The organism is Micromonospora okii (assembly GCF_020884795.1).
GTDB classification, from domain to species: Bacteria; Actinomycetota; Actinomycetes; order Mycobacteriales; family Micromonosporaceae; genus Micromonospora; species Micromonospora okii.
On record NZ_BBZF01000012.1, the window covers coordinates 526,681 to 551,979 of the forward strand.

A 25,299-nucleotide genomic window follows, 5' to 3' on the forward strand; every position below is an offset into this window, starting at 1 on the left:
ACGCCGAATCGCAGGGAGCGGGCACTGTGCATATTTGCTGGCCGTTCGGCCGTGGCGTGCCTCGGCCGCGCGCCGGGCGGGGTAGACCGATGTGCGGACATCACGCCTGGTAGGGCCCTTGCGAGCGCTCCCACCCCGACCCGCGCGCGGTCGGCAAGATCGACCGCGCGGCGCGGGCCGCCGCGCCTTGGCGTCATCGTCCCGCCTCCTTAGTCATGCCTAACTCCCCATTTCCGCGGGTGCGATTCACGAACCACGCAGCGCCCCTTCTTTTCTGCGCATCCGTAGCCGTGCCCCCAGCTAGGCCCGTAGACGTCGGGGTCAGACTCAATCCGCACGCCGAAGAATGTCGACTCCATTGCGCGGCCGATCTCCCGAATAACCTCCTCGGCGTCAGCCGTGGGGGCCTGGGCGATCAGCTCGTCATGCACCGGCAGTAGCAGGTGGTCGCCGAGGCCGGCGGCGAAGATATCCGCGATTGCCTGGGCGAGGAGGTCCCGCGCCGTCGACTGGACGACGTAGTTGGTCGCCGCGTACAGGCGGTCACGGTCTAGGGGTAGGTGTCGCCCGCTCGGCGTGACAACCTCGCGCCGGCCGAACTCTGCGCGTTCCATGAGCCGACGGGAATACCGCTTGATCTCGGGATAGACCCGGTCGTACGCCGCAATAGCTCGCTTGACCGCGTCGAGGTCCGCGCCGGTCTGCCGGGCGAGCGTTACCGCCCCGCCCCCGTAGACCTTGCCGAAGCCCACGCCCTTATAGAGCTTACGGTGACGCTTCGTAAACCCGTCGCCCTCGATCAGTCGCGCCGTGAAGGCATGAAGATCCTCGCCGTTGGCGATTGCCTCTTTCATGCGCGGCACGTCCGCCAGCGCCGCGAGTACCCGCATTTCAACCGCCTGATAGTCGGCCGCAATGATCGTGTGCCCCGGGTCGGCGACGAACGCGCGGCGAATCGTCCAGTCGGACGACGGAAGCTGTTGCAGCGGGGGCCGGCTGATCGACATGCGGGCGGTCCGGGCCTGAAGCGCGCCGATCGACGGGTGAAGCCGGTCGTCCGCGTCTTTCAGGTCGAGGAACGCCGACGCGTACGCCGTAGCCCACTTCTCGGCCCGCTTGCTGCGAAGCACCGCGTCAGCGAGCAGGTTAGGCGCGCGCACGTCGAGGCGTTCCCACCCGAGCGACAGATCGGCGAGCGGCAAGAGAACGCCCTTGTCGACTTTGGTCGCGCCGGACGCCGTCCGCTCGGTCAGCGCCTCGCCCATTGCGGCAAGCGCGGCGGCGACCTGCGTCGTGCTGTTGACGTTGGTCACCCCGTACCGACCCGCGACGCGTTTATACGCCTCGGCGTCGGCGAGGAGGTCCGTCCGAAGGGTCTCGACGTACGGCACGTCGAGGCGGAACCCCCGGCGCTGAAGAATAGCCAACAGGATTTGTAGGTGATGCTCGAATTTGGACAGGTGGTCTAGCCCGATCTCGCGCACCATCGGGCCCAGCACGCGGAACAGGCGGTGCGCGAAGATCACGTCTAGACCTGCATACCTGGTGTACAACTCATTGTCGATCGGGATGCCAGCCCACCCAGTTGCTTTGGTCAGCCCGAGGCGACGGAACTCGGTCGTCAGACCCTCTTGCGTGTCCGGGGCGTCCGGGTCGACGTACACCGCCGAAAGCGGCTTCAGCGCGAGGCCGATCCCACCTTCCTGGGGCGCGCGCGGGTCGAGGAGGTGCGCCAGGACGCGTGTGTCGTACGTCCGCGGACCCAGGTCTTCGAGGCGCACGCCTAGATGCCTGTCGACCACCAACAGGTCGTACTGCGCGTTGTGCATCGTGTACGGGCGCGGCTGTCGCAGCGCCGCGGCGATCTCCTCGCCGAACGCGTCAGCGCGCAACACCCACGCTTCGCGGCTGTTGCCGAACTGGGCGAGGCGCAGGCGGTGCTCAGGCGTGTAAACGTCGAGGCCGGTCGTTTCGGTGTCGAACGCCAACACCTTGTCGCCCTGGGCGAGGAACGCCCGGAAGCGGTCGAGGTCGTCGCGGCGCTCGGGAATGTGAATGCCGACCGTCGAGCCGGCGACGCTGTGCGTCAGGGTCCGCACGCGCGGCCCCCTTTCGGATACGGCTGAAGGGCCGCCCCCGGGTGGGAAGCGGCCCTTCAGCAGGTCGGTCGGATCAGTCGGTCTCTACGGGACGGCTCGCGGCGCTCGGCTCGGCGGGGTCGCCGTGCACGTCGTACCGCTCACACCCGCGGTACCAACACGACACGTCGTGTACGTGATCGGTCGGCGGGCCGATCGGCTCGGTTTCCCACGTGGCACCTGTCACCGCGACCACGTCCCGCGCGGTCGAGGCCCGATCGGGCAGATTCGCCGGCATCCGCCCGCCTTCCGGTCGGCGATCAGCACACGCTCACGGCGGGGGTACGACAGCGCCCGCCAGTCAGCCAGCGTTACGCCCTGCCGGGCGACCGCCATCCACGCGAGGTAACGCACCATGCCGATACCGGCCTTGACGAACGGCTCAATGGCGGTCAGCGTCTCGCGCCGCTCGCGCATCAGCGCGTCTTGGTAGGACTCACCCACCGCACGCACCCCCGCAGCACCCGGCCCCGTCCGGCCGCGGCTCGGCCGGGTCGACGTCGGGGGCGTCCGGGGCGATGTACCGGACCGTGCCACCCCCGTACCGCACAACGCGGTACCCCGTGCGGGCCGCGGTGACCTCCTCGGGCGACCGGCACAGCACTGCCACCCCGCACGGAACAACCCCGCTGGGCGTCTGGACGCAGACCGGGACGGGTCCGGCGTCGGGGGTGGCGGCCTCGTGCTGCGCCGGCCACCCGCCCGGCGGCGCGTCCGTGATGCACGCCGGTTCCGCCCGGCACCGGGGCGACTCGGAACAGGTGCCCTTGCCGCGGTAGTAGTCGCACCCGCTCAGGTCCGGCTCCGCCGGGTCGCGGTCGGGGGCGTCGAGGGTGGCCGGGGTGACCCGCTGACACTCATCGTCGAGCGGGTGCGGCGTCGCGCCGTACTGGCAGATGACCAGCGGTGGCGCGTCCCGGTCGGTCACCGTGCCGGCCCCGTCGACCTCGAAGCGGGCCGGGGGCGACAGCCGCGCCAGTTCGCGCGTGAGGTAGGCGTCGACCAGCGCGGCCCAGTTGGGCTGGGCCGCGCTCTCGGTCTCGGACCCCGGGTCGCCGCACACGTTCGCGGCGAACAGGGGGCAGGCCCGGCAACCGCCGGTCACGCCGCAGTCGTCGGCGGGGGCGGTCACGGGCGCACCGCCGTACCCTCGACGACCGCCCCGTTCAGCGCGTCCGGGCTGTCGGCGGGCACCGTGCCCACGCCCTTGCACGTCTCGCACGGGGTACCGGACCACGACGGGTACTCGCCCAGGCCCCCACAGCCGGCGCAGTCGCCGCGGGCCTCCTCGACCTCGAAGGCGTCGATCGCGCCGTCCTTGACGGCCGAGATGATCCCTTCGGCCACGAATCGGACCGTGTCGGCCTCGACCTCGGTGAGCAAGACCACGGTGGCGGTTTCACCTCGCGGCGTGGCGAGCGTGATTACGTACGGCTTGCGATCCATGTCACTCCTAGAAAACGTCGTCGAGGCTCGGCCCGGCGGTGGGGATGCTTACGCCCGGCTTATGCGCCAGCGGATCGGGGTTTGTTCGCGCCTCGGCCGACTTTTCTTCGCGGGTCTCGCCGTCGGCCTCCTCGACGTCCGCCGCGCGGTCCGTGGGACGGGCGAGGCGGATACCCTCGAAGACGACTCCCGTGTTCATTCGCTTTTTCGTCGCCTTCCGTTCTTCGAGCGCGGCGAAGAATGCGCGACGCGTCCAGCGCTCCTTAGCCGGAAGTGCCTCGTCTTCGCACCATTGGCGGTAGGCGTCCCACGCGATACGTGCCTGAACGCGCGCCCCTTCCTCGAATACGAATACCCCGGGGAACAGGCCGGCGAGGGCGTCGGACGTGTAACGGTATTCCGCCGTCGCTGCGATAACCGACGGCGGGTCCTGAAGTCCGTCGCGGTACCAATCCACGGCCCCGCGAACGGCCCACGCCAGGATGCCGGCGGCCTCCTCGGTAATCAGCTTGTGCTTCAGCTTCCGGTCGCGCTCGTGCGGCGCGAAGTAGCGCACCCAGGGGATGAGCTTCACCCGCGCCCAGAGCCCTTCATCCTGCCCTTTGAAATTGGGCTTGTTGTTCGTGCTCAACATGATCAGGAACGTCGGAAGGAACTCGAAGAACTCTTTCCGCATGAAGCGGGCGCTGATCGTGTCCTGACCCGTGACCCGCTTCAGCAGGGACTCCGCCATCGGGGCCCCGGCCTCGCCCTCGCTCGCCAGCACCAACCGCGCACCCTTCATCGCGGCAATGTCGTTCGGGATGCCCCCGGCAGGCTTAGCCTCAAACGTGCTGAACGGCGTTGCCACGGTGTGAGCCTTGAACAGGTGCGCGAGCACTTCGGTAAAAACACCCTTACCGTTTCGGCCCTTGCCGAAGAACACCGCGAAACACTGTTCCGAGGTCTCGCCCGTGATGCCGTACCCGGTCAGCCTTTGCATGTACGCCGGCAGGTCCGGGTTTGCGGGGAACACCTCGCGCAGAAACTTTTCCCACCGCGGGGCCTGTGCCTCGGGGTCGTACTCGATGTCGACGCGCTTGGTCAGCAACAGATCAGGGTCATGCGGGAGCAATTTTCCCGTGCGGAGGTCGATCACCCCGTTTCGGCAGGCAAGGAGGTGGTGATGGCTGTCGAATTCGTTGATGTCGTGAGCCACCCCGCGCAGTGCGCGTAGCTCCTTAACCATCGCGTCAATGCCCCGAGAGCTGTTCGCAGCCCTAGCGAACGCCTTCAGTTTGCCGACCCGCGCGCCCAGTTCCTTAGTTGCGGCCTTGTCGCCCGCCTGGGCGACCTCCTTCAGCGCGTCGGCCAGTGCGGAAGCCTCCTCCCACAAGGCTGCCGCCACGTCTTGCGCGGTGGTGCGGACTAGGTCGAGGCTGTCGAGCGTCCACACGCCCGCGGTCAAGATGAAGAAACCCGCCTCGGGCGAGTACCGCACGCCGGACCCGCTCGCCTCGAAGTGCTCGCGCAGCCGGCGCGCCGACGCGACTTCGGTCAGGTCCGCGTCGGTCCACGCGTCGAGGCGCGCCCGCAGCGCGCCCGGGTCCTCACTGGTCACCACGGCGCGGACGAACTCCGTAGCAAAGCCTTCCTTGTTGCGCTTACGCCATTCGGTCAGGTCGTCGCCGTCGATCGGCGGCCGGACCGCCCGCGCCGACTCGCCGCACCGGGCCAGCTCGGCGACCAGGCCCCGCGCGAAGCGGTCGCCGGCCGGGTCCGCGTCGCCGACGACGACGAACGGCCTGCCGGCGGCGAGCGCGACCAGCTCGGCGGCGACCGCGGCCGGGGCCTGTCCCGCACCGCGCACGGGCGCAGCGTCGTACCCGGTTGCGCACGCGGTCAGGCCGTCGCCGGGGCCCTCCGTCACGATCACTTCCGACCATCCGGCCTCACCCGGCAGCCATCCCACCTTGGCCCAGCTCGCGCCGTCGGGCGACGGCGGGCCCAGCCAGCGCACCCGCGCGGCCGGGTCGAGGGCGCGGGCCTGGTAGCCGCGCGGGACGCCGTCGCGGTCGCGGAACGGGACGACAAGGCGCGGGCCCCCGCCGAGGTCGAGCGCGAGGCCCAGGCCCAGGCGGGCACAGTCGCCCGCGTCTAGGCCGAACCTGTCAGCGGCGTAAATCTGCGCAGCGCCGCCGGCCTGTCCGCAGGCGTACACCTGTCCATCGGCGGCCCGGGTGGTGAGGGCGGACGCCCACCCGTCGAGCTGCGCCGCCAGCGCGGCGACCGCCGACGGGTCCGCCGGGCGGGACGTCGACCGGGCGCGGGCCGGCGCGTCGGCCGTGTCGATCGCGTCGAGCTGCGCCCAGGTCATGCCGAGCGCGTCGAGCACGCCGGGCCGGTCGTCGGCGCGCTGGGCCGGGGCCGTCGGGCACCCGGCGCGGCACTTCAACAGCACCGCGCCGGTCTCGCCGACGGCGATGCGCAGCGACGGCCGGCTGTCCCTGTGCGCCGGGCACCGGGCAATCCAGCCGTCGGCGTCGTCGACCGCGTCGAGGCGGGCGAGGAGGTCAGTCAACTTCACAGGGTGATTCCTTCCGTCGAGGTGGTCGACGACGTCGAGGGGGCCGGCGCGGGCAGGATCAGGGCCCGCGTACCGCCGTTGGTCCTGCGCGTGGTCAGGCCCTCGCTCCGCTTGTGCTCGAAGCGCGGTGCGAGGCGGAAGCGGCGAAGGCCGCGGTGCGGTTTCATGTCGCGCCTATGCGCCAGCGCCCGGCGCGGTGTTCAGCGGCCGGGCCGGAAATGCAAAACGCCCCCGGCGAGGTGCCGGGGGCGTTTGCGGGGCGGTGCGGGTCAGGCGACGGGGCGGCCGGTCGCCTTGGTGAACTCCTCCTTGACCGTGCGGGAGAGCCGACCCCGGTCGCCGACGTCGGTACGGCCCTGCGACCGGGCCCAGGCCCGGACGTCGGCGGCCGACGCGGCGTTGCTCGCCGGGGCCTCGGCGGTGGTCTCGGCGGTGGTCTCACTCAGGGCCGAGGTGCCGGGAAGCGGGGTCTCGGTCGAGGTGTAGATGTCGGTCACGGTGACTCCCTGGGGAAGTAGTGGTTACGGTGCCCGTCCGGGCTCTCGAAACGCTTATGCGCCAGCGACGGCGGATTGTTCATCCGGGTCTCGCTCGGTTCCGAGCGGGAACGGCGTCGACAGCTCGACGCCGACCTGTCGCATGTGCTCGGCGTGCGCCGCGGGGGCGTGCTCGGCCAACAGCGCCTCGGCACGGCGCAGGCGGACGTACACCCGCGCCCAGGTCGCTAGCGTCTGGACGGCGTAGGACTCGCCGACGCTGCGCCGGACCCGCTTCACTAACGCGACGCCGTACGACTCGCGGGCGTGTAAACGCTGTTTCTCTGCGCCGTCGAGGCCGAGGCGGATCGCGTCTTCCCAACTCGCGTACGCCTTGCACTGGGCCACCCACGGGGACATGCCGTGAAGGTCTCCCGTGTCGCGGAACCCCTCTTGCGCCGGGCGGTACGCGCCGATACCGACCCGGCGCAGCGCCCGCACGCAGAGGGTTTCGTACGCGGTGCCTTTCCGCTTCGCGGCGCTCACGAGGGGACTCCCGAGATCAGCGCCACGGCGCGCGGGGCATCGCGGGGCAGCAACGCCAGGCTTCGGCGCAGTACGGCCAAAGCCTCGTGATAGTGAGCGCCCTGCCAGGCACCCACGGTCTCGACGACCGCCGTCACGCGTAGCCCGTCAACGGCCGGGCGCGTGGCACCCGACGTCAGGATTACCCGATGCGGGTCGACGAACGGGGCGTAGCGGGCGGCCTCGGCATCGTCGTGTGCAATTAGGACAACGCAGCGCGGGCGAGGGGTGCTCACAGCATCACCTCGACGCCCTCGGCCAGCACCGCGGCGACCGTCGGGCACGGGTAGGTATCGGCGACATAGCAATACGGGTCGCCGCCGGCTGTGCAGTGCTCGCACACGGCGACGTCAGGTGCGTTGACGTAGGTACCCGTGATCGGCTTGTGCAGCGCCAGCACCGCCCGCACGGCGCGTTCCGCAGGTGGCACCGGCACGGGCAAGAAACACACGTCCGCGTCAGCCCCCGGCGTCTTTCGCAAGTTGCGCCGCAAGACGTCGAGGCACCGCAGGTAGCCGGGCCCGGTCTCCGCGCCCGGCACCACGAACGCACGGGCCGTGCGCTGACCGCCCAGGTTGCGCCAGCATGCGCCGTGCGTGGACGCGAGGAACGCACCGCGGACCTCGGGATGCGTGGCAATCAGCGCACGGCGTGCGGCGCGTGCATCGGGTAGGGTGCGGGCGAGCACGGTCACGCGGCCAGGGACACTCACCGCGTCACCTCGGTACCCGGCACGGCAACCCAGACCGGGGCGCACTCCTCGACCCGGACCCGCACACCGCGCCGGGTGATCCGCGAGCGGGAGCACGAGGCCGCGCCCCGGGTGGCGTAGGGCCCCGTCGAGGCGACGCAGACGCCGTCGGCGCTGTACGCGGCGGCCCGGTACATCGGGGCGTAGGGCTCGACGTACTCGCGGGCGTAGCTACTCATGCGGTCACCTCGACCCAGGTCTGTTCGGCGCGGAAGATGCGAGCGCCGGGGTACAGCGAGGCGTAGTCGCGCGCCCCGCGCTCGCTCGTGTAAGTGCGTCCGGCGGGCGTGGCGTGGTAACCCGACCGGCGCGGAATGGCGACCCGCCACACGACCGGCGGGAGGTACGGCGTTTCCATTTCGACCCTCCAAAAATGAAAGGCCCCGAGGCCGGCGGCCCTTTGGCAGCGCCGACCCCGGGGCCGTTGTCAGATCAGTTCCACTCGAATTCGCGCAACGGGGCCCCTTTCCGCTAGCCGGTTAGCGTACGACGGTCAGTAGGCGGGCTGGACGGTATCGCCCGGGGCGCGGCCGATCACGTCGAGAACCGGCTTCATGAAGCTGCGCTGTGCGCCGGTTGCCTTCGCCGTGTACTCGACCAGTTCGAGGGCCAACCACGCCTCGGCCGGGCCGTCGATCTCGGTCAGCGCGGCCTCGGCGGTGCCGATGTCGCGGACCAATGACCAGGACCCCGACACGAACTTGAACCGACCCAACGACGGATCGTCCGCCAACGTGAAGTAGGTCGTGATACGCGGCCCGCACCCGCGGCCCGCCTTCGCGGCATCCTTCCGGTCAGCGAAACTCGCCGGGCACGCGCACGGCGTGCCCTTCGCCGGGTCCGTGGCGTCCGTGCCGGTCTGCTCGACGCCGTCACAGCGCCGGATCGCGCCGCGCGGGCCGAACAGGACCATTTCCTGCCTGACCGCGGCGGGGCCGTCGAGGAGGATCTTCACGCGCGGGGCGGTGGTGAAGACTTCGAGGTTATCCTCGCCCTTGGTTTCCCACGTCTGCGCCGGGTCGCCGCCGAACAGCCGGCGCACGGCCTCGGCGACATCGGGGTCGCCGGTCGTCACGCGCCACTTGTCGAGGGCCATCGGGCGATCGTTGATTTGCGTGCCGCTACGGAACCTGCCGACAATGTCCTGTCGCTGACGCGGTTTCGGCGCGGCCTCGGGGTCGGTCTCCCAGATACGTAGGCCCATTAAGGGACTCCTTTTGTGGGCGCGCGGGCGCAATTACGCCTGTCGTTTGAGCCGGGCGGCGAAGGGGCCCGGACCCCGCGCGCGAACGGGTGGTCACACCGCTTATGCGCCAGCGAGGCGCGATTGTTCAGCCGCGGGGGAGGCCCGGCGGACGGGAGATCGACGGCGGGACCTTCGAGGTCAGCGGGGCGCGGCCCAGAACCTCGGCGATCTTCGCGGACCTCCTCGCGCCCATGTGCGGGAGGATCGCGCGCATGACCGCCTCAGCCTTCGGGCCCTGTGCCTCGGCGTGCCACATGGCCCGGTTGGGGGCAGGCTTCAGAGAGAGCCGAACTGATACGCCCATGAGGGTTGCAGCGCGGCCGGTCACGTCCCTATCCGTCATCGCCAGACGCACGCGGGGGTACCGGCCCCTCTGAAGGTCAAATGCGCCCTCGCCTTCGAGAAGGCCGGCGAGCCAGATCACGTCATCCCTGCGCGCGGTTTCGATCGGGGCACCCGACGGGGCGCAGTCCCGGCACACGCAGTCTCCGTTGTCGACAATGACTGTCTTCACCGGGACATCACCACCCCGACGCACATCGCCAACAACGCCAGCGCGGTCAAGCCGTACAACGTCAGCGCGTACGGCGCGGCGACCCGGGCGCGGACCTCCTCGGGGGTCTCGCCGGTCACCTCCTCGACCGTGATGCGAAAGCGCTGTGACTCGCCGAAGTAGTGGGTCACCTCGACGTCAACCGTGCGCCCACGCGCTATGGCGGTGATCAGGTCACGCCCGGACGCGCCCAGGCCGTCACCCTCGACCCGCTCGCAGCGCGCGGCGATCTCCTCGGGCGTCATCACGCGGCCCGCCGCGGCGCGGGGGTCCGGGCGGCGGCGGGGGCCGGCTTCGAGCCGGTCAGCGGGAGACCGATCACGGTTTCCTTCATTGACCGATCCCAGTCGAAGACGCTACGCAGCGTCTTAAACACCTCGAACACCTCGGCGTCACAGCGCACCGGGACCAGCGACCACCCCTCCGGGCGGACGTGCAGCACGGCCCCGGCGTTGCCGGGCGGGAGCGGTACGCGGGTGCGGTCCGGGCGGATGATGTAGTCAGCGTGCCGGTACGCGGCTAGCTGTAGCGCGACCTCGGGGTGAACGCCCGAGCGGGTCGTCTTCCAGTCGAGCCAAACGCGCTGACCGTCGATCACGCCGTACGCGTCGAAGCTACCGGCGTAGTCGTGCGCCTCGCTCCACACGGTCTCCTCGGTCAGGATGATTTCCGGCGAGAAGACGCGCAGGAAGGCGGCGAAGTGGTCGACGAACGGCTGATAGTCCGGGTGCACGCGGCCGACGGGCTGACCCTTCGCCATGCGCTCGAAGATGTCGTGAGCTGCGGTGCCGGTCTCGGCGGCCTTCGCCGTGTCGCGCCGGGGCGCACCCTTCAGGTAGTCGATCACGCCCTGCCGGTCGCCGCGAATGCGCAGCCCGACTAGCTCGCCGAGGTTGTCGGCGGCGTACTCTGCGACCACCTTCGAGGCCCAATGCTGCAAGAACGGCTTCGGGAGCATCCCCAGGATGGACGTCACCCCGGGGGCTTTCGCGCCGGTCTCGGGATTCACGTAGAAACGTGAGCCCCCCCGGCTAATGGTATTGATTTTGGGCGTGGTCATGCGGGGGCCTCCTATGCGCGCGGATGCGTACATAGGGCCTATGCGCCAGCAATTGCGCACTGTTCACGCAAGAGACCCGCCAGGGACGGGGCCGGGCGGGTCTCGCGGGGGAGGGGTCGGGGTGCCGTGCCGAAGTGACGCCAGTAGCTACACTCCCGTATTTCTCTCTTAGAAGAAGAAGAAGACTCTAGAGAGAGAATAGGGAAGTGTAGGAACCTGCGTCACTCCGTCACCTCGGCGTGAAGTGCCTCGGCCCGCGCTATCAGCCGCGCCAGCACCGCTCGCGCCTGCTCGCGGCCTCGCCCGCGCAGCTCGCGCGCCTGCTCGGCGGTCACACGCTCGACCATGACCAGTGCCGCGGCGAGCGCCCGCGCGGCGTCTAGCTGGGGATCGGTCTCGCCGAGTGTTGACAACTTCGCCGAGGTCGCGGCGCGAGAGTCCCGCTTTCGTTCGGCGAAGTTGTCCGCACGCAACCCGAGGTCTTCGAGCTGGTCCGGCGCTAGTCGCTCCCGCGCCAGCCTGGATATGTGGTGCCGGATCGCGGTCTGCGCCGTCGTCGCGGCGTCGCGTGCCCACCCGGTCTCGGCGTAGGCGCTGCGGACGTACTCCCGGTAAGCGGGCGTCGCGCCCCGCCAATCGGGGTCGCCGCTCCCGGTCTTGAAATGCTCTCGCAGATCGAATATCAACCCGGCGGCCTCGCGGTAGAGCGCCGTCCGGCGTGCGGCATCGTCGCCGACCCGGCGCAGCGCACGCAGTACCCGTAGCAGTTGCGCGCGTAGCTTGTCGCGTGGACTATCCATTTCGGTCATGCGGGTGCGTCCCGTCCTGTCGCGTGGGGGTACCGGCAGCATAAACCGCGCTCGGCGGCGAGCGTGGTACCGAGCCGATGTCTTATGCCTGTCTTAAAGCATGTGTAAACGCAAAAGGCCCCCGTGACGGTCAGCCTAAGCTGATCATCACGGGGGCCTTGATCACGACCGTGTGAGAGTGATGTGGGTTACAGCATGTGTGCTAGGGCGTCGACCTGGGCACGCAGCGCTGCGAGCGTGCTTCCGTTGGTGATCTCGGCGGCGACCGGGTGATCCAAAAGCGCCACTTCGCTAACGTGCCGGTCGGACTCGTCCTGACCCGGGCGGACCACCCGGACCAGCGTCCCGCCCGCGGCCCGGATCGACGCCGCCTCGTTCGGGAATCTGACGTCCGTGATGACGACCGGCACGCGGCGCGTCGGGTCGGTTACCTCGTCCATCACCACGCTGACCCAGAAATGCGGGTCGAGGTGCCGCACGCCGACGCCGACTTGTTGCAGAGTGCGGCGGACCTCGCGGATTTCCTTCGCACCCTCCCATCCGACCTCGGCGACGACCTCGGACAGCCGGCGCGACCCGGCGACCGTGTCGACCGGGACCACGATCGGGTCCGCGATCAGTGCGGCTTCCTTCAGCGCGTCGGCGAACGCGTACCGCCGGAAGCCGTGCGCCTCGACCAGCCGCGCCGCGACCGTGTCTTTCCCGGCGCGGGCCCGGCCGAGGAGACCGACCAGCGGCGGGGGCGGGGCGGCGAGGGCCGTACGGGGGCGGGGCGGGACGGTGTCGCGAGCGTCAGCGGCCCGGGGCGGGTACAGGGCGTCGATCAGGGCCGCGAGGTCGTCCGCAGCGCGGTCGAAGGTGACGGTCACGCGGGCACCTCCTCGGTCGACAGCCTGCCCAGCTCGCCCGCGCTCAGGTGCGCCCGCCCGCAGTAGCAGTGCCCCCGGGGCGTCGCACAGACAGTCATGCCGACCACGGCGGGCTTCAGGCACACGTCAGGGCAGAACGTCGGGTACCCGCCGGCCGATCCGGGGTCGCCGGTCGAGGAGACCACCCACGCGCCCGGGGCCCCGGCGTGCGTGCCGACGCGGGTCACGCGGCCCAGGGCGCGGCCGGTAAGGACCAGCGTGCCCGAGGTGATCTCGATACCGTTTCGCGTGATGGTGACGGTCATGCGCTCTCGCCCTTCGGCCGGTCGTCGCCCTCAATGAGGGCCTTGAACACGCAACCGGCGGCGGAGTGAAAGACAATGACGCCTTCCGGTCTGTCGAAACCGGGGGCTGCGAAGGACCCACCGCGCCGAAGGTCGTCGAGCACGGACGCCACGCGGCCCGTGTCGAACGTGTGCCGGGCGAGCACGGGCACCACGCCCAGGCCGATACTGTCGCTTACGTCGAGATCGGTATACCGGCTGACGTTGAACAGGCTGAAGCGCCGGTCACCGCGCGGCAGGCCGTAGCCGCGCTGAATACCGTGGCCCCACCATTCGCCGTAGTGGTAGCCGGGGCCGAGGCGGGCGACCAGCGTCGCGGCGTGCTCGCGCACCCAGGCGGCGAAACCGAAGTTATCGTCTCCCGGGGTGATGATTCGCTTACGGGACTGCGCGCCGACGAACCACCCTTCGCCGTTGACCTCGATGCACCCGGGCGCGACCGGGTAACAGCCGAAGTAGTCACGGGCGGCGCTCACGGGGCGCGGCTCGATGATGACGGCGGCGTTCGTGCCGTCGATCTTCTCGGTCACGATCATGTCGCGGTGAAGGCGCGGCGTCTTCGGCCACGCCCTGAACTCCGGTGCCATGCGGCTCCCTACGTCGATTGAACGGACGCAGGGCATATGCGCCAGCCCTGGGCAGTGTGTTCACTCGGGAACGCAGAAAGGCCCCCGGCGTGGTGCCGGGGGCCTCGGGGTGGGGCGGGTCAGTCGGCGTACCGGATGCGCTGCCCGAGCGCCTGGGCGGCGGACGACCAACCCCGGTACTTTCGCGCGCGGCACCGTTCCCCGTACGCCTCCAACGCCGGGCGCAGGGCGTCCCACATGCGGGCCGTGTTCGCCTCCCGCTCGGCAAGCCGGTTGTCCTGCCCCGGGACGACCTCGGGCATGTGCGCGTTGGCGACGGCGCCCACGGCGTTCCCCAGCGGGCCGAAAACACCCCCGATCCCGTTTACGGCGATGTCGTGGTCAAACTCAGCGGCGGTGCGCCCGCTCTCTGCGCGGGACTGGGCAATGACCCGCGCGGCGATGCTCTCAACGTCCATGTGAGACCTCCTCGGTAAAGCCTAACGCCCGGGAGCGTGCGGGGTTGCGGCCCGCGCCCGGCGAGGCGCTGTTTACACGCCGGACGATACCTTCCGCTAGCCGACTAGCGCAAACCGGGCGGGTGGCCTCGCCCACCGCCCCACGCGAACCGCCCACCACGCCCGCCGGTCCCGGGCGACGCCCGTCCGGCCCGCGCCCACCGCCCGCCCACCGCTGGGCGAGCCCCGCCCACCCCGCCCAGCGGCCCTGGGCGAGCCCGCCCACCACGCACGCAAAACGCCCCGCCCCCTGGGCGTGCCGGGGGCGGGGCGTGGGCGAGGTGCGGGCGGTAGCGGGCATGCCTCGGGCGAGGTCCGGGCGGGCGACGGGCGATAACCGGGCGACGCCCAGCCCCGCCCACGGCCCGCCCAGGCCCCGAAAGCGCAGGTCAGTCGGGGCCCGTAGCCGGCACAAGGGGCGTGCCCTGGGCGTCCCGCGGGTCAGCGGTGGGCGTGGTGTGACGCCGCGCCCAGTACGCGAGGGCGAGCGGGACGCCCGCGAGGGCGAACGCGTCTACGGCCTCACGGATCGTGGGCGGGACGGGCGCGGCGTAGTGGGCGAGCACCGCCCAGACCACGCCCAGCGCGGCGAGGATTAGGGCGCGCGTCAGGATCGGTTGGCGCACGATGGGCGGGGCCTGGGCGGGGTCACGACGCAAGGTTGATCACCACGCCCGCCGCGCCCACGATCAGAGCGCCGATCGTGCCCACGCCCGCCCAGACCGCCCGGGGCGTCACCACGGGCCGCGCCTCGACGGCGCGTAGGCGGTCGTCGACCGCGGGCGCGACGGGCGGCCGGGCCTCGACCGCGCGTAGCCGCGCCTCGCTGTCGTCGATCCGGCGGGCGTGCTCGGCGAGCTGCGCGCCGTGCTGGGCGGTGACTACGTCGACCTTGCCCTCTAGCCGGGCGAGGATGATCAGCATGGAGGCGGTGCCGTCGGCCGGCAGGGGCGCGGCCGGGTCGCCGACGGGGGACAGGTGCGGCATGGTTACCCCCGCGCCTCGGCGAGCAGCGCACCAACAAGGCGCGGGTAGTCGACCTCGCCGGCAGGGCCCGGGTCACCCTTCGGGCCCCGGTCGCCCTTCGGGCCCTGGGCACCCGCACCAAACTTGCGAGCCATGCAAATCTGCAACTGGACGTGCGCCCATGCGTCGTACTTGTCGCCGGTCGTGGTCTGCGAGCCGGCGGCCCGGCGCATGCGCAGCACCGCGGCGGTGGTCGCGTCGCCGTACGAACCATCCTCGGCCCCGGCGTCGAATCCGAGGTAATTAAGTGCGACCTGTAGGGCCTGAACATGCGTGCCCTTGTCGCCCTTCGCGCAGAACAAAGTAGCCTCCCCGTCGAGGATTCCGATTGCGTTCAGGTACCGGCGGAAAACCGAAGTTAGGTCGCGGCCGGACCTAGTCGCATCACGGAAAAACGAAATGTGCGTGTGCGTCAGGTGGGAGCGGTCGCCGCTGTTGCGCCGGCCGAGCCTGTCCCATCGCTTGACCGTCCGCCCGTCCGGCGAGTAAATGACCTCGCGGATATCGGCCGTGTCCGGCGCTCCCGCGGCGCACTGGGCGACCAACCACGCCGAGAATTGGCGAAGGTCGTACGCGCCGACGGCGAACGTCCCGACGTCGAGCGCCGAGGCGTCGTCGCCCAGGCCGGCGCGGTCGCGCGGCGACTCCCGTACCGAGTAGTCGTCGAGGTCGACGCGGTTTCGCCCGCAGTGATACCCGCCGCGGTGCGCAGCGTCGCCGACGATGCCCACCTCGGCCGAGGCTAGGCCGTGCGCGCCGAGGTGGTCGAGCAGCAACGCGCGCACGGCGATCAGGTTCTTAGGTGCCGTGGTCATGAAATCCTTTCGGCCACGTCGCGAGGGCCGCCCCGGCGAGGGACGGCCCCGGCGGGCGGTCAGGGAAGCTGATCGAAGGTCAGCGAGTCGAGCCAGAGCGACTGACCTGCGGTGAAAGACGCCTGATAGGTGACCTCGCCATTCGGCGTGACGATCAGGCGATTTCCGCCGCTCGTCGAGCGGGCGAACATGTTCGCCGTGACCGTCGGGCGGTGACCGACCGGGAGCACCGCCAGCACAGCGCCCGAGGAGACGGACGCGGTCGCGTTCAGCGTGCCTCGCAGACGGACCACGTCGCCGGGCTCCCGGCGGGCCGCCGCGCGCTTGCCGGCGTCGAGGGACATGCCGACACCCGGGGCCAGGTCGACGTACGCCGACGGGGCCGCGCTACCGCCCGAGGCGGTCGCCCAGGTGCCGGGCGTGCCGGTCGCCGTGCACAGCCAGAGCGCCCCCGCGACATCGATCACGACGTCTCCCGCAGCCCAGGTGCCCGAGGTAGGGGCCCCGAGCGAGGTCGACCGGCCCCGGAAATTGACCGCCTGCAAACCGTTGTAGTTGCCGCCCGCTTGCACCCCGCGCTGCGCCCAGACCACCCGGGTAGCGACGACCCATCCGGGCATGGAGCTATGGCCGGTGCCGTAGCCGCCCAACAGGGCCTCGCGGTCGCCGGCCGACGGCGGGTTGGTACTCCATTCGACGTAGCGGCCGGTACTTGGGCCGCCGCGGTTTGAGTAAGCCTCGAAGACGCGGGCGGCGACCCTGCTAGGCGTCGAGGGCGCGGCGCGAAGCTCGCCGTTGCCGTTGAACCACCCGGTTTTGATGCTCTGGCCGGTCGACGACGTCGAGTGAATCTGTATCGCGTCGGGGTTGTCGTCGCCGCCGGAGTACGGCAGGTGCATCCGTAGCCACGGCGCGCCGTTCTGACCGGCAGTCACGTCCGGTGGGGCCACCGTGTTACCCGTGTAAACGCCATTGACCTTCGGCGGGTCGGCGAGCACCGCACCGGACGCCTGGGCCGGGGTGATCAGGCCCAATGACCCACCCTCGACCACGCCGAGCACGTCGCCCGGCGTCCGGTTGGCCGGCGGCGGCATGGTGACGTCGGCGAGGTCCGCGGCGCTAGTGCCGTGCGCCGTCGGGTCGGCGACGTGCGTAGCCAGCTCGGCCGCGGTCTGGACGACGCGCGGGCCGGTCAGCGCGACCAGGCGCACCCGCGGACCGCCGCCCGCCGAGGCCCACATGTCCGTGACGTTGTCCGGGCCGGCGAGGGGCGGAATCTGGCCGAGGCCCCGAACGCCGGACCCGTTCGCCGAGGCGACCGCCTCGACCGGCGTCCCGAGGTCGTCGAGGAGGTCCGTGTAACGCGTCCCGCCCACCTCGGCCGACCAAAACTCGACGCTTACCCCGCCGAGGAGTACGGCCTGACGGCCCTCGACGGCCGTCGGCGGGGTACCGATCGTGACCGCGTCGCCGACACCAATTACATAATCGGCGGGGCCCCCGCCAAAGGGATACCGCATTAAGCGCCTCTCTAGTTGGGGGTGAACAGCGGCCCGGGGCCGACGAAATAGGTAACGGGGTCCATGTTTATGAACTTGTCTTTCGTCAGCCCGCCATAGAGCACAACTTCGATACGTCCGTTCACGGACACGGAATAGCGGCCCGGACCGCTCGACGGCGCGTGTAGATTCGCCTCGAATGCGGTTACCGGCTTGAAACCGTCGGGCAGCGTCCCCAGCAGCACGGGTGCGTTCGCTGCGATAGGCGCGCCCGTGCGTTGCGGACTCAGCGCCAGGAATGCGCTACCGTTGCGCCTCCACATCGTTTTGATGCTCGCCGACCAGCCGCCCGCGAACGGAAATGCGACGTTGCCGGAATCGTCGAGGAGGGGAACCCAGCTAGTCCCGTTCGATTCAAGCGTCTGCCCCGTGTCGATCCGGCGCACGCGGCGACCGGGGGAGTGCGGCGGGAGGCTGTCACCCGTGCACAGAATTTGACCGTCGGGGCCGAGGTACCACGCGCGAATGCGCCGCACGGTCAGCCCTGCGGCCGAGACGCCGATTTCCGCTAGCGGGATTTCAAACGCCGTGTCAGGGCCGGTGCCGCTCGCCGGTTCCGGCGGGAACGTCGAGGTGCCCTCCCGGTAAGCCGTATGCACCGCGTACCCGTCCGGGCGATTGAGGCGCAGCACGACAAGATCAGTGCGCGCGGGGCCGGCAACCGGGGGCGTGTAAACGGTGTCGGTGTCGCCCGAGCGCCACGGGAAACCGCGAAGGGCACCTTCGAGACCGGCCCGCACGATTACCTGACCGCCGGAAACCCGGACGGGCGCGGGGTCCGACGGGTGACCGATAAGGCCGTCCGGCTGTGTCGCCGCGGCCATCATTTCGTACTGGGATTCGTGCAGTGCCCCCGTAGCCGACAACGGCGATTCCTGCGCCATTTAGACAGCCTCCAATCGCCGCAGGCGGGTAATCAATTGATGCAACAGGCGGACGTAATCCGGGTCCGTGCTCGCCGAGGCAGTGCCGGCGGTCGCCGTGACCAGCTCGCCCCCGTCCGGGGTGGCGGAAATGGTGACCTCGCGGACGATGTCGGCGAGCACCACGCCGGTATTCAGCTCGTACGAAACCCGGTCGCCCAGGCCGTAATGCACGCCGTATCTCTGCGTCGGCGTGTCGATTGTGGTTGCGCGAAGCTGGGCGGACTCAGCGCCCGCCGCTAGCGCCTCTTCGGCGGCGGCCCAAATCTCGCGCTCATCGGCGGTGTCGCGTCGGTCGACGACCGTCACATACCGGCCCCAGGCCGGCGCGCCGGACCCGACACCGTGAAACCAGGCGCGGTTAGCGCCCTCGCCCGACCCGTCGCCGACAATGGCAACCGTCGCCGTCGGCGCGCCGGGCGTGTAGTGGTACGACAGCAGATTTCCGAGGCCGCGGGAGAATCGGACGTGTGCGGTCAGGTCGCGCGGCTGGTAGACCTCGAAGCGGATTTCCGTACCAACCTGCCGGGTACGGAATCCCAGGCCCCCGCCCGCCGAGGCGACCGACCGGAGGGCGTCCCCAAGCGGGGTCATGCGGAATCCGGTCGTAACCGGGGTGCCAATTCCCGCCGGGGCCGCCAGGGTTAGCCGCGGTATGCGCCGGTAGGGGAGTGCGGACGCGCCGACGCTCTCGCGGACTATCTGATACATAGTCGTCTCTGCGGGGCCCTCTACGAATTTACGCCTAACCGATGTCTGCTCGCTCAATTCGTTCAGCGGGTCCGGGTAGACCACCTCGCCGACGACCCGCGCGAGGTCGGACGCCCACGCAATTTTCATCGTGCCGGCCCCGGGGTCGCTCTCGGCGGACCATGATTGCTCGCCCGGTACCTCCATCGGGCCAGCGGTTACCACGTCGCCCGGAAAGCCGATCGCGGGAACGGGATTCCGCACGACGACTACGCGGTTACCCGGGGCGAGCTGGGCGGCCGATACGCCGTCGGCGGGGATTGTCAACGACCCCGAATCCGGTTCGTTGAATCGCAACGTGATATCTAGGTCAGTCCAGCGCGAGAGCGGGTCGCCGATCACGTCGAGGTCGCGGTTTGTAATTAGAATGGTGTACGTCATCACGCCGTTTCGTGCCGCGGGGTAAAGGACAACGCGACCTCTGCGCCGGGCCCGGACCCGGGCACGGTCAACCGCACGCGGTTAGCGCCGTCAGTGAGCGCCCAGAGCACCGCCCCGGGCCACGCAAGCGCCGACGTAAGCGGTTGCCCGGCGGGCCCCCGCACAGCCGGCGGGTCCGTGGTGATCCTGACTTCCTCGCCGGGGCCTAGCGCGTAGGTGAGCGTGAATGACTCGCCCGCGGTGAGGTTGGTCGCCGCAAGGCCGTTGCACGGCCCCCGCAGCACCCAATCCGGCCACGCCTCGACGTCGCCCGAATTCGTGACCGTGACGTCGCCGAATACGCGGCTAGCCGACAGTGACGGATACGGATTAAGGAACGGCCTCGGCGTGGCCTGACTAAACCGCAGCGTCGTCGGCGGGTCGCGCCAATAAGGGTCCTCAGCGAGGAGGGAAACAATTGCCGTGTCGTACGTGATGCCCTGACCCGGCTCGCCCTCAAATCCGCCCTGATAGCGCACTAGCACTTCCCGCGCCGACCCGTCCGGGCGATACACCCGCAGCCGGCCCGGCCCTGCGCGCAGGGTCATCGTCAGCGCCCGCGCGAGTGCGCGCCAGCGCGTCAGGAACTCGGCGTGCGTGTCGCCCCAGACCAGTACCGGCCAGGTGATGACGCGCGATTGCGGCTGTGCGTGGCGCAGCCTCGACCCGCCGCGCGGGTGAGCGTCGGTCGTCAGGTCGTACACCACCGCGCCCAGGCCGGCGACGGCGTCGAGGGTGGCCCAGCCCTGAGCCGGGTCCGACAGCGGCCATACGCCGCCGCGCGGGTCGAGGTAGGTCGCCGTAGGGTCGTCCGCCACGAACGGGAGAAGGGCCGGCGGCGGCCCGGGGGCCGGAATGACCGGCCCCCGATACTGCCCGCTAATGATGAGCGGCATTAGCGGGCCCTCCCGATCCGTGCCCTAATCGCCTGTCGCGTCATAAGCGCTTCAAGCTGCGCGAGCGTGGCGTTTCCGTTGTGCAAATGGAAATGCGTCTGACCGGGCGACGTGGTCGCGCCAATCGGCACCCCTGCCGGCGAGGGCGTCGCCTCGCGCGGCGCGACATCGGGTACCCGCACCATTTCGGCGGCGGCCCGGGTCACGGCCGGCGTACCGGCGGTCAGGCCCAGTGCCATACCTTCAGCCGCGTAACCGCCGATCCGCATAAACACCCGGGAGGGGCTGTTGATGTCTAGCGACCGCTCGACCGCCCGCCGAGCGGCGGCCCCGAGCGCCGATCCCGCGCCGGTCAGCAGTCCCATTCGGGACTGCATCCCGCGGGCCATTCCCTCGACGATGCGCGCCCCGGCCGAGAACAGCAGCCCGCCGAGGTCGCCGAGCGCGGCGACGATCCGGCCCGGAATGCTTCGCACGAATGAGACCAGCCGGCCTAGTCGGTCGACTGCGCCCCGGCGGAATCGCTCGAAAGCTTCGAGCGCCGACGTGACGGCGTTGCTGATAGTCCCGAGACCCCGCTTCAGTGCGGTAATCCGCATTCCGACGTTCAGCTCAACCGCGGCAAAAATCAGGCTGACGTGGTTCTTCCACGCTTCGAGGTTGCGGCCCCAGCCCTCGATTTTCTTGACCCAGCCGTCGACGGTGTCGCCGACCATCATTAGGCTAGGAATCCATTCCGTAACCGCCCGGTTGGCAAACTCTTGCACCTTGTCCATGAACTCTTGCAGCCGCTTTTTGTTCTCGGGGTCCGCAAGCCAGGCACGCACGTTTTCGAGCGCGTCGCGTACTCCGCCTAGAACAGAGTCGGACGCCTTTTTCGACGACGGAAAGAAGGTATCGATAAGCTCGCCCGCGATGCGGATTACCAGCCCACCAATAGCCCAGATGTCCTTAAGGGCCTGGGCGGCGTCCGTCATGAAATCGGCGAGTGCCCCCGACTTCTCGGCCTTTTCGATCCACTTCGAGAAGTTTTCGAGCGCCCCGCCGAGGCTGCGCCCCAGTTCATCAAGGAACGGCACCGCGGCCTTCCCTAGACGGCCGATAGCCCCGATGAATGGCTCTAGCCCGTTGCCGATGTGCTCGACGAACTTCCCGAATCCGGCGACCGCGAGTCGCACATTCTTAATGAAGTCGGGCTTGCCGAGCGCGTCCATGACCTGTTTGCCGACGCGGTTAAAACTGCCGGCGAGGTTGCCGAGCATCGGCTCTAGCACGGGCAACCAGCGCCGAGACAGGTCGCGGAACGGCTTCGATAGGCCCTCGAAGAACCGCCCCTGAACGTATCTGGCGAGGTCGCGGAACGGCTTCCGCAGCTTGCCGAATTCCTTGACAAACTTCGCGGCCTCGGGGTGGAGCTTGCGCAGCGTCTCGCGGGTTAGCTTCCCGTCGTCCATGACGTCTTTAAAAGCGTCACCCAGGCCGCGAAAGGCGAGAGCAGTAACGCCTACGGTCGCCGCCCCGCCGAGCAGGATTGTAAACAGCGAGCCGGCGAGACCGCCGACCAACGCCACGACCGGCGCTAGCGCAAGGAATCCCGTCGTAATCGCGGGCACCGCCATCGAGATAGCGAGTAGTGCGCCGATCAGCAGATTGAGACCGCCGGTAGCTGCGGTGAGGCCCGCACCCTCAATGGCGGTGGTGATGCTCGACAACGCGCCCTTAGCCATTCCGCGCAAGGCTTCATTAGCATTCGAGACGAACGCCTGAACGCCTTCGGTCAGCGCAGTAAAGCCTTGCTTCGCACCTGCGATGAGACCGCCGGCCACGCCGAAAGCGAGGCTGTCCCGCATCCGGCGGCCCTGCGACTGCGTAACCCCGAATCCCGTGCGGAACCCGCGCCGGAAGCCGTCCGCGACCGCGGCCCGAGTCGGGCCGAGGAGACGCACGCGCACTCGCTTACCGGCCTCGGCGGCACCTTCGTCGGCCCCGTCCCGCACGCCCTCGCGGACACCTTCGCGGACGGGGCGCGCGATACGGTCGGCGTCCAGCTCGGTTGCCTGTGACAGCGCGTCGCCCAGGCCCCGCCCGGCGGCTTCCGAAAGCGCGTCGCCGATGGTCTCGCCAGCGTCCTTCGCCCAATCGGCGAGGATCTTGTCTGCGTCTTTCTGCAAGTGCTTCCGCAGATTCCGCAGAGAGGGCAGAATTTGCAGCGTCGCGTAACCGACGTTACTCACTTGCCCTCCTCTCGGGCGCGTTGAATCCGCTCGCGCTGGGCGGCGAGGCGATCGGCAAGCGATTTGTGACGCTCGACGGGGTCCGTCGAGGCCGTGCGCGGAGCGGGTCTAAGCGGGTGAGTCTGTCCCGTAACCGCGTGGTAAATGTCGGCAAGGATCACGTCTGAGGGCGTAATTCCGAATGGTAGGCCGTGCTCGGCGGCCCAGAGCGCCGACCCTGCCGGGAGATTGGCGACTAGCGCGCACAGCCGGCGCAGCGAGAGAGCGCCCACCCACAAATCGCCGAGGTCGATACCGTAGACGCGCTGAAGGTCAGCTTCGACGGCGTCATAGTGGCGAGCGAGTGCGCGGGCGAGCGCCCTTAGTTTCCCTCGCTGATCCCTGCGGCCTTCTGAGCGGCGTCGAAAAGCGCGTCCAGATCGCCAATCGTCCGCGGCTTCGAGCGGAATCGGGCGAGCTGGTCAGCGCCCAGAATCAGCCGCACGGCGGTCAGAATGCGGCCGGACTCGAAAGCGTCGAGGGCGTCAAGGTCCCACTGATTTGAGGGGGCGACGCTGTACGACTCGCCGTCAAAATCGAAGGTCGTCGCGGTCTCGGTCGCCTCGGCGCGGGCGGCGCGGGCACGGCTAGTACTCAATTCGGTCTCCTCGGGAGTCGGCGCAGAGGGCGCGGAGGAACAGGCCACGGAACCGTCCGCGCGGCGATTCCGGGGCCTGGGGAAGTGCGGGTTACGGGGTGGGGGTGACGTCGCCCTCAATCTCCGTGTAGAGCGTGCCGTCGGCCTCGGGGTAGATCGTGACCTTGATCTTGAAGAGGGTTGGGGCCTCTTCGGATTCCTTGATCTCGCCGTCAACCTCGGCAACGGCCCGCTTCACGATCCGGCGCTTTACGCGCACGCCCTCGCGGGTCTCGAAGCCGATCCCCGTTTCCCGCGTCTCGGGCACCCGGATTACCGACGTGGTGACGCCGCCGGACGTGGTCCGGGTCGACCCCGGATTGCGCAGCGCGAAAACGACGTCGCTGTCTTCCATTGCGACGAACGTAATGGTGCGCTTGTGCTTCGAGCGGACGACCTTGACTAGCTTCCCGCCCCAGGCGTAGAACTCGGAAGTGTCGCCGTCGCGCTCCTCGGTAAAGCCCTCAGCGCCGTCGAGGAGGCCGGCGACGTCCCACGGATCGGCCCACGCCGACGCGAGATCGGACGGGCCGGCGGTGTTCGGCGGGGCCGTGTAAACGTCCGCGCCCGTCCACTGATTGACTGCCATATTGCTCCTTAGTCGCGCGGGCGCAGCCGGGCGCGAACAGTGAAAAACGTCATTGGGCGGCCCGTGTCGAAATCCTCGGCGGGAAGCGGGCCTGCCATTGGCAGGAAGCCGTGTACGCCGGGGCCGCCCTCATAGGCGAGGAGGCGGGCGTGAAGGTCGTCGGCGAGGTCGTATCCCGTTGCGTCGCTCTCGCCCCACGCGGCGACCCGGACCGTCGCCGTCGCTGTCGCGCGCTGCCGTACGAAAGTCCCGTCGGCGGCAACCATCACGTACGGCAGGGCCGGCACGTCGCCCGCCGGGAAATCCTCTAACCGCTTGGTGCCGTAGCTCAGCCCGGGGCGCAGCTCGCGCAGAACGGCCAGGGTCGAGGCGCGGGGGTCGTGAAACCGGATTGGGGCCCTCACCATCGAAGGTCCCGGGGGTTTCGCTCACGCTCCCGACGCTCACGGGCACGGTCGGCCTGGGCTATGCGGGCGTCCGCCTCGGTCGGTGTGGTCACCTCTAGCCCGGTCGCGGTCGCCGCGCGGGTCAGTGCGCCGTACTTCGCCTCGACGCCGATCCCGCCCGCGTGCTCAATTGTCACCTCGGCCGCGGCGCGGTCGGTTTGGTACGGCTCGGCGGTCACCGGCATTTCGTGACGCACGATGGATTGATGGGCCCCGACGACCGCGGCGACCTCGGCCGATTTCGTGGTCATGACCGCGGCAAACTCCGGCGACTTCAGCAGCTCGGCAATACCCTTGTGGTCTAAGCGGATGGATACGCGCGCCACGCGGTCACCTCCTGTGCGGACGGACGGCGACCCGGGTCAGCACCTCGCGGCTCGGCGACCGCAGCCGGCGCGGGTCGCCCTCGACGTCGAACGTGTCCGGGCCGATCGTCAGGCGGTCGCCCCGCTGGATGTTTGCGCCGGGGGCGAGGTACACCGCATCGCCGGCCCGGAAGCCGGCGAGCACGGCGACCGGCACGAACGGGCCGCCCGTGCCTGGGTTGCCGTACTCATCGGCGGCGAGCTGTCGCAGCACGGTCACCGCGTCGGGAAACCTCACGCGACCACCGCCGGGGGCAGGCCGGGCGCGGGCGGGCCCTCATACGCCGACGGCGTCCGAATCGAGTAGACGGCCTGCCCGGTGCGGCCGGCGGCCTGCCGGATGATCCGCACTTCGGCGGGCGTCAGGTAGCCCGACGTCGAATCCCGTGCGTACTGATAGGAGTAGTCGCCGACAGACTCGCCGGAATACCCGTCGGGGTTGCGGTAGGTCCGCAGCGCCGCGGACACGACCACGGTCACGACCACGGGGGGCGCGGTGACCGTGGTCCCGTCGGCGGCGACCCAGTCGTTACCCGCCTCGGCGCGGACCATCGTCGAGGCGTCGTCGAGGGCCGCCCCCGCCCGGACCAGGTCCGCGCCGGCCAGCGTGCCGGGGGCGACCCCTAGCCGCCGCTCCATTGCGGCAACCGGGGCGAGCGGGGGCAGGCTCACG

General features: G+C 69.9%; 34 protein-coding genes. All 34 read right to left on the reverse strand.

From position 1 onward, the window contains the following. Positions 1 to 209 precede the first annotated feature (209 nt). Entirely contained in the window at positions 210 to 2,099 is a 1,890-nt protein-coding gene (locus LPU43_RS01730) for a DNA polymerase (protein WP_229398120.1), read from the reverse strand. Positions 2,100 to 2,321: 222 nt separating this feature from the next. Continuing rightward, complete coding sequence (locus LPU43_RS01735; protein WP_229398122.1) at positions 2,322 to 2,582, reverse strand: hypothetical protein; 261 nt, start codon at positions 2,580 to 2,582, stop codon at positions 2,322 to 2,324. Further along, positions 2,575 to 3,270 (reverse strand): hypothetical protein, encoded by a 696-nt coding sequence (locus tag LPU43_RS01740; protein ID WP_229398124.1) that lies wholly within the window; start codon positions 3,268 to 3,270, stop codon positions 2,575 to 2,577. Before LPU43_RS01740 ends, LPU43_RS01735 begins: the two co-directional genes overlap by 8 nt. Beyond that, positions 3,267 to 3,584: a hypothetical protein gene (locus LPU43_RS01745; protein ID WP_229398126.1), complete on the reverse strand. Its 318-nt coding sequence runs from the start codon at positions 3,582 to 3,584 to the stop codon at positions 3,267 to 3,269. Before LPU43_RS01745 ends, LPU43_RS01740 begins: the two co-directional genes overlap by 4 nt. Before the next feature lie 7 nt (positions 3,585 to 3,591). Continuing rightward, positions 3,592 to 6,150: a phage/plasmid primase, P4 family gene (locus LPU43_RS01750; protein WP_229398127.1), complete on the reverse strand. Its 2,559-nt coding sequence runs from the start codon at positions 6,148 to 6,150 to the stop codon at positions 3,592 to 3,594. A gap of 269 nt (positions 6,151 to 6,419) precedes the next feature. Beyond that, positions 6,420 to 6,647, reverse strand: coding sequence for an Lsr2 family DNA-binding protein (locus tag LPU43_RS01755; protein ID WP_229398128.1), 228 nt, complete (start codon positions 6,645 to 6,647; stop codon positions 6,420 to 6,422). Between the two features lie 54 nt (positions 6,648 to 6,701). Continuing rightward, positions 6,702 to 7,172 carry a hypothetical protein gene (locus LPU43_RS01760; protein WP_229398130.1) on the reverse strand — a complete coding sequence of 157 codons (471 nt, stop codon included), beginning with the start codon at positions 7,170 to 7,172 and terminating at the stop codon, positions 6,702 to 6,704. Beyond that, entirely contained in the window at positions 7,169 to 7,447 is a 279-nt protein-coding gene (locus LPU43_RS01765; RefSeq protein WP_229398132.1) for a hypothetical protein, read from the reverse strand. The genes LPU43_RS01760 and LPU43_RS01765 overlap by 4 nt, the downstream gene beginning before the upstream one ends. Beyond that, positions 7,444 to 7,905, reverse strand: coding sequence for a hypothetical protein (locus tag LPU43_RS01770; RefSeq protein ID WP_229398134.1), 462 nt, complete (start codon positions 7,903 to 7,905; stop codon positions 7,444 to 7,446). Before LPU43_RS01770 ends, LPU43_RS01765 begins: the two co-directional genes overlap by 4 nt. Before the next feature lie 14 nt (positions 7,906 to 7,919). Then, positions 7,920 to 8,141 (reverse strand): hypothetical protein, encoded by a 222-nt coding sequence (locus LPU43_RS01775; RefSeq protein WP_229398136.1) that lies wholly within the window; start codon positions 8,139 to 8,141, stop codon positions 7,920 to 7,922. Beyond that, complete coding sequence (locus LPU43_RS01780) at positions 8,138 to 8,320, reverse strand: hypothetical protein (protein ID WP_229398138.1); 183 nt, start codon at positions 8,318 to 8,320, stop codon at positions 8,138 to 8,140. Before LPU43_RS01780 ends, LPU43_RS01775 begins: the two co-directional genes overlap by 4 nt. Positions 8,321 to 8,455: 135 nt before the next feature. Beyond that, on the reverse strand, positions 8,456 to 9,166 hold the full coding sequence (locus LPU43_RS01785) for a recombination directionality factor (RefSeq protein ID WP_229398140.1): 711 nt from the start codon (positions 9,164 to 9,166) through the stop codon (positions 8,456 to 8,458). A gap of 127 nt (positions 9,167 to 9,293) precedes the next feature. Continuing rightward, complete coding sequence (locus LPU43_RS01790; RefSeq protein WP_229398141.1) at positions 9,294 to 9,722, reverse strand: hypothetical protein; 429 nt, start codon at positions 9,720 to 9,722, stop codon at positions 9,294 to 9,296. After that, entirely contained in the window at positions 9,719 to 10,009 is a 291-nt protein-coding gene (locus LPU43_RS01795; protein WP_229398143.1) for a hypothetical protein, read from the reverse strand. The genes LPU43_RS01790 and LPU43_RS01795 overlap by 4 nt, the downstream gene beginning before the upstream one ends. Further along, the gene (locus LPU43_RS01800; RefSeq protein ID WP_229398145.1) at positions 10,006 to 10,821 is read right to left on the reverse strand and encodes a hypothetical protein; all 816 of its coding nucleotides are present in this window, start codon (positions 10,819 to 10,821) and stop codon (positions 10,006 to 10,008) included. The genes LPU43_RS01795 and LPU43_RS01800 overlap by 4 nt, the downstream gene beginning before the upstream one ends. Before the next feature lie 221 nt (positions 10,822 to 11,042). Further along, on the reverse strand, positions 11,043 to 11,630 hold the full coding sequence (locus LPU43_RS01805; RefSeq protein ID WP_229398147.1) for a hypothetical protein: 588 nt from the start codon (positions 11,628 to 11,630) through the stop codon (positions 11,043 to 11,045). Between the two features lie 188 nt (positions 11,631 to 11,818). Then, positions 11,819 to 12,499, reverse strand: a complete 681-nt coding sequence (locus tag LPU43_RS01810) for a deoxynucleotide monophosphate kinase family protein (protein ID WP_229398149.1) — start codon at positions 12,497 to 12,499, stop codon at positions 11,819 to 11,821. Further along, positions 12,496 to 12,804 carry a hypothetical protein gene (locus LPU43_RS01815; RefSeq protein WP_229398151.1) on the reverse strand — a complete coding sequence of 103 codons (309 nt, stop codon included), beginning with the start codon at positions 12,802 to 12,804 and terminating at the stop codon, positions 12,496 to 12,498. The genes LPU43_RS01810 and LPU43_RS01815 overlap by 4 nt, the downstream gene beginning before the upstream one ends. Continuing rightward, the gene (locus tag LPU43_RS01820; RefSeq protein WP_229398153.1) at positions 12,801 to 13,430 is read right to left on the reverse strand and encodes an RNA ligase family protein; all 630 of its coding nucleotides are present in this window, start codon (positions 13,428 to 13,430) and stop codon (positions 12,801 to 12,803) included. Before LPU43_RS01820 ends, LPU43_RS01815 begins: the two co-directional genes overlap by 4 nt. A 119-nt stretch (positions 13,431 to 13,549) precedes the next feature. Beyond that, complete coding sequence (locus LPU43_RS01825) at positions 13,550 to 13,888, reverse strand: hypothetical protein (protein ID WP_229398154.1); 339 nt, start codon at positions 13,886 to 13,888, stop codon at positions 13,550 to 13,552. A gap of 428 nt (positions 13,889 to 14,316) precedes the next feature. After that, complete coding sequence (locus LPU43_RS01830) at positions 14,317 to 14,586, reverse strand: hypothetical protein (RefSeq protein ID WP_229398156.1); 270 nt, start codon at positions 14,584 to 14,586, stop codon at positions 14,317 to 14,319. Beyond that, positions 14,576 to 14,914 carry a hypothetical protein gene (locus LPU43_RS01835; protein WP_229398158.1) on the reverse strand — a complete coding sequence of 113 codons (339 nt, stop codon included), beginning with the start codon at positions 14,912 to 14,914 and terminating at the stop codon, positions 14,576 to 14,578. Before LPU43_RS01835 ends, LPU43_RS01830 begins: the two co-directional genes overlap by 11 nt. 2 nt (positions 14,915 to 14,916) lie before the next feature. Continuing rightward, positions 14,917 to 15,768: a peptidoglycan-binding protein gene (locus LPU43_RS01840; RefSeq protein WP_229398160.1), complete on the reverse strand. Its 852-nt coding sequence runs from the start codon at positions 15,766 to 15,768 to the stop codon at positions 14,917 to 14,919. Positions 15,769 to 15,827: 59 nt separating this feature from the next. Continuing rightward, the gene (locus tag LPU43_RS01845; protein ID WP_229398162.1) at positions 15,828 to 17,288 is read right to left on the reverse strand and encodes a hypothetical protein; all 1,461 of its coding nucleotides are present in this window, start codon (positions 17,286 to 17,288) and stop codon (positions 15,828 to 15,830) included. An 11-nt stretch (positions 17,289 to 17,299) separates the two neighbouring features. Continuing rightward, positions 17,300 to 18,211, reverse strand: a complete 912-nt coding sequence (locus tag LPU43_RS01850) for a hypothetical protein (RefSeq protein ID WP_229398164.1) — start codon at positions 18,209 to 18,211, stop codon at positions 17,300 to 17,302. Continuing rightward, positions 18,212 to 19,381 carry a Gp37-like protein gene (locus LPU43_RS01855; protein ID WP_229398167.1) on the reverse strand — a complete coding sequence of 390 codons (1,170 nt, stop codon included), beginning with the start codon at positions 19,379 to 19,381 and terminating at the stop codon, positions 18,212 to 18,214. It abuts the gene before it with no gap. Then, positions 19,381 to 20,316, reverse strand: a complete 936-nt coding sequence (locus LPU43_RS01860; RefSeq protein ID WP_229398169.1) for a phage tail family protein — start codon at positions 20,314 to 20,316, stop codon at positions 19,381 to 19,383. The genes LPU43_RS01855 and LPU43_RS01860 overlap by 1 nt, the downstream gene beginning before the upstream one ends. Next, positions 20,316 to 22,550: a phage tail protein gene (locus tag LPU43_RS01865; protein ID WP_229398171.1), complete on the reverse strand. Its 2,235-nt coding sequence runs from the start codon at positions 22,548 to 22,550 to the stop codon at positions 20,316 to 20,318. Before LPU43_RS01865 ends, LPU43_RS01860 begins: the two co-directional genes overlap by 1 nt. Before the next feature lie 361 nt (positions 22,551 to 22,911). Beyond that, positions 22,912 to 23,187 (reverse strand): hypothetical protein, encoded by a 276-nt coding sequence (locus LPU43_RS01870; RefSeq protein ID WP_229398173.1) that lies wholly within the window; start codon positions 23,185 to 23,187, stop codon positions 22,912 to 22,914. A 91-nt stretch (positions 23,188 to 23,278) separates the two neighbouring features. Next, the gene (locus tag LPU43_RS01875; RefSeq protein ID WP_229398175.1) at positions 23,279 to 23,815 is read right to left on the reverse strand and encodes a phage tail tube protein; all 537 of its coding nucleotides are present in this window, start codon (positions 23,813 to 23,815) and stop codon (positions 23,279 to 23,281) included. Between the two features lie 8 nt (positions 23,816 to 23,823). After that, complete coding sequence (locus tag LPU43_RS01880) at positions 23,824 to 24,222, reverse strand: hypothetical protein (protein ID WP_229398177.1); 399 nt, start codon at positions 24,220 to 24,222, stop codon at positions 23,824 to 23,826. Next, a complete protein-coding gene (locus LPU43_RS01885) occupies positions 24,216 to 24,587 on the reverse strand; it encodes a hypothetical protein (protein ID WP_229398179.1) in 372 nt (123 codons plus the stop codon). Before LPU43_RS01885 ends, LPU43_RS01880 begins: the two co-directional genes overlap by 7 nt. Before the next feature lie 4 nt (positions 24,588 to 24,591). After that, the gene (locus LPU43_RS01890; protein ID WP_229398181.1) at positions 24,592 to 24,864 is read right to left on the reverse strand and encodes a hypothetical protein; all 273 of its coding nucleotides are present in this window, start codon (positions 24,862 to 24,864) and stop codon (positions 24,592 to 24,594) included. Continuing rightward, complete coding sequence (locus LPU43_RS01895; protein ID WP_229398183.1) at positions 24,861 to 25,298, reverse strand: hypothetical protein; 438 nt, start codon at positions 25,296 to 25,298, stop codon at positions 24,861 to 24,863. Before LPU43_RS01895 ends, LPU43_RS01890 begins: the two co-directional genes overlap by 4 nt. Between the last annotated feature and the right edge of the window lies 1 nt (position 25,299).

Coding starts and splice junctions, on each gene's coding strand:
- LPU43_RS01745 (WP_229398126.1), bottom strand. CDS start 3,584: ATGGATCGCAAGCCGTACGTAATCACGCTCGCCACGCCGCGAGGTGAA.
- LPU43_RS01775 (WP_229398136.1), bottom strand. CDS start 8,141: ATGAGTAGCTACGCCCGCGAGTACGTCGAGCCCTACGCCCCGATGTAC.
- LPU43_RS01780 (WP_229398138.1), bottom strand. CDS start 8,320: ATGGAAACGCCGTACCTCCCGCCGGTCGTGTGGCGGGTCGCCATTCCG.
- LPU43_RS01785 (WP_229398140.1), bottom strand. CDS start 9,166: ATGGGCCTACGTATCTGGGAGACCGACCCCGAGGCCGCGCCGAAACCG.
- LPU43_RS01800 (WP_229398145.1), bottom strand. CDS start 10,821: ATGACCACGCCCAAAATCAATACCATTAGCCGGGGGGGCTCACGTTTC.
- LPU43_RS01805 (WP_229398147.1), bottom strand. CDS start 11,630: ATGACCGAAATGGATAGTCCACGCGACAAGCTACGCGCGCAACTGCTA.
- LPU43_RS01815 (WP_229398151.1), bottom strand. CDS start 12,804: ATGACCGTCACCATCACGCGAAACGGTATCGAGATCACCTCGGGCACG.
- LPU43_RS01820 (WP_229398153.1), bottom strand. CDS start 13,430: ATGGCACCGGAGTTCAGGGCGTGGCCGAAGACGCCGCGCCTTCACCGC.
- LPU43_RS01825 (WP_229398154.1), bottom strand. CDS start 13,888: ATGGACGTTGAGAGCATCGCCGCGCGGGTCATTGCCCAGTCCCGCGCA.
- LPU43_RS01835 (WP_229398158.1), bottom strand. CDS start 14,914: ATGCCGCACCTGTCCCCCGTCGGCGACCCGGCCGCGCCCCTGCCGGCC.
- LPU43_RS01840 (WP_229398160.1), bottom strand. CDS start 15,768: ATGACCACGGCACCTAAGAACCTGATCGCCGTGCGCGCGTTGCTGCTC.
- LPU43_RS01845 (WP_229398162.1), bottom strand. CDS start 17,288: ATGCGGTATCCCTTTGGCGGGGGCCCCGCCGATTATGTAATTGGTGTC.
- LPU43_RS01850 (WP_229398164.1), bottom strand. CDS start 18,211: ATGGCGCAGGAATCGCCGTTGTCGGCTACGGGGGCACTGCACGAATCC.
- LPU43_RS01855 (WP_229398167.1), bottom strand. CDS start 19,381: ATGACGTACACCATTCTAATTACAAACCGCGACCTCGACGTGATCGGC.
- LPU43_RS01860 (WP_229398169.1), bottom strand. CDS start 20,316: ATGCCGCTCATCATTAGCGGGCAGTATCGGGGGCCGGTCATTCCGGCC.
- LPU43_RS01875 (WP_229398175.1), bottom strand. CDS start 23,815: ATGGCAGTCAATCAGTGGACGGGCGCGGACGTTTACACGGCCCCGCCG.
- LPU43_RS01880 (WP_229398177.1), bottom strand. CDS start 24,222: ATGGTGAGGGCCCCAATCCGGTTTCACGACCCCCGCGCCTCGACCCTG.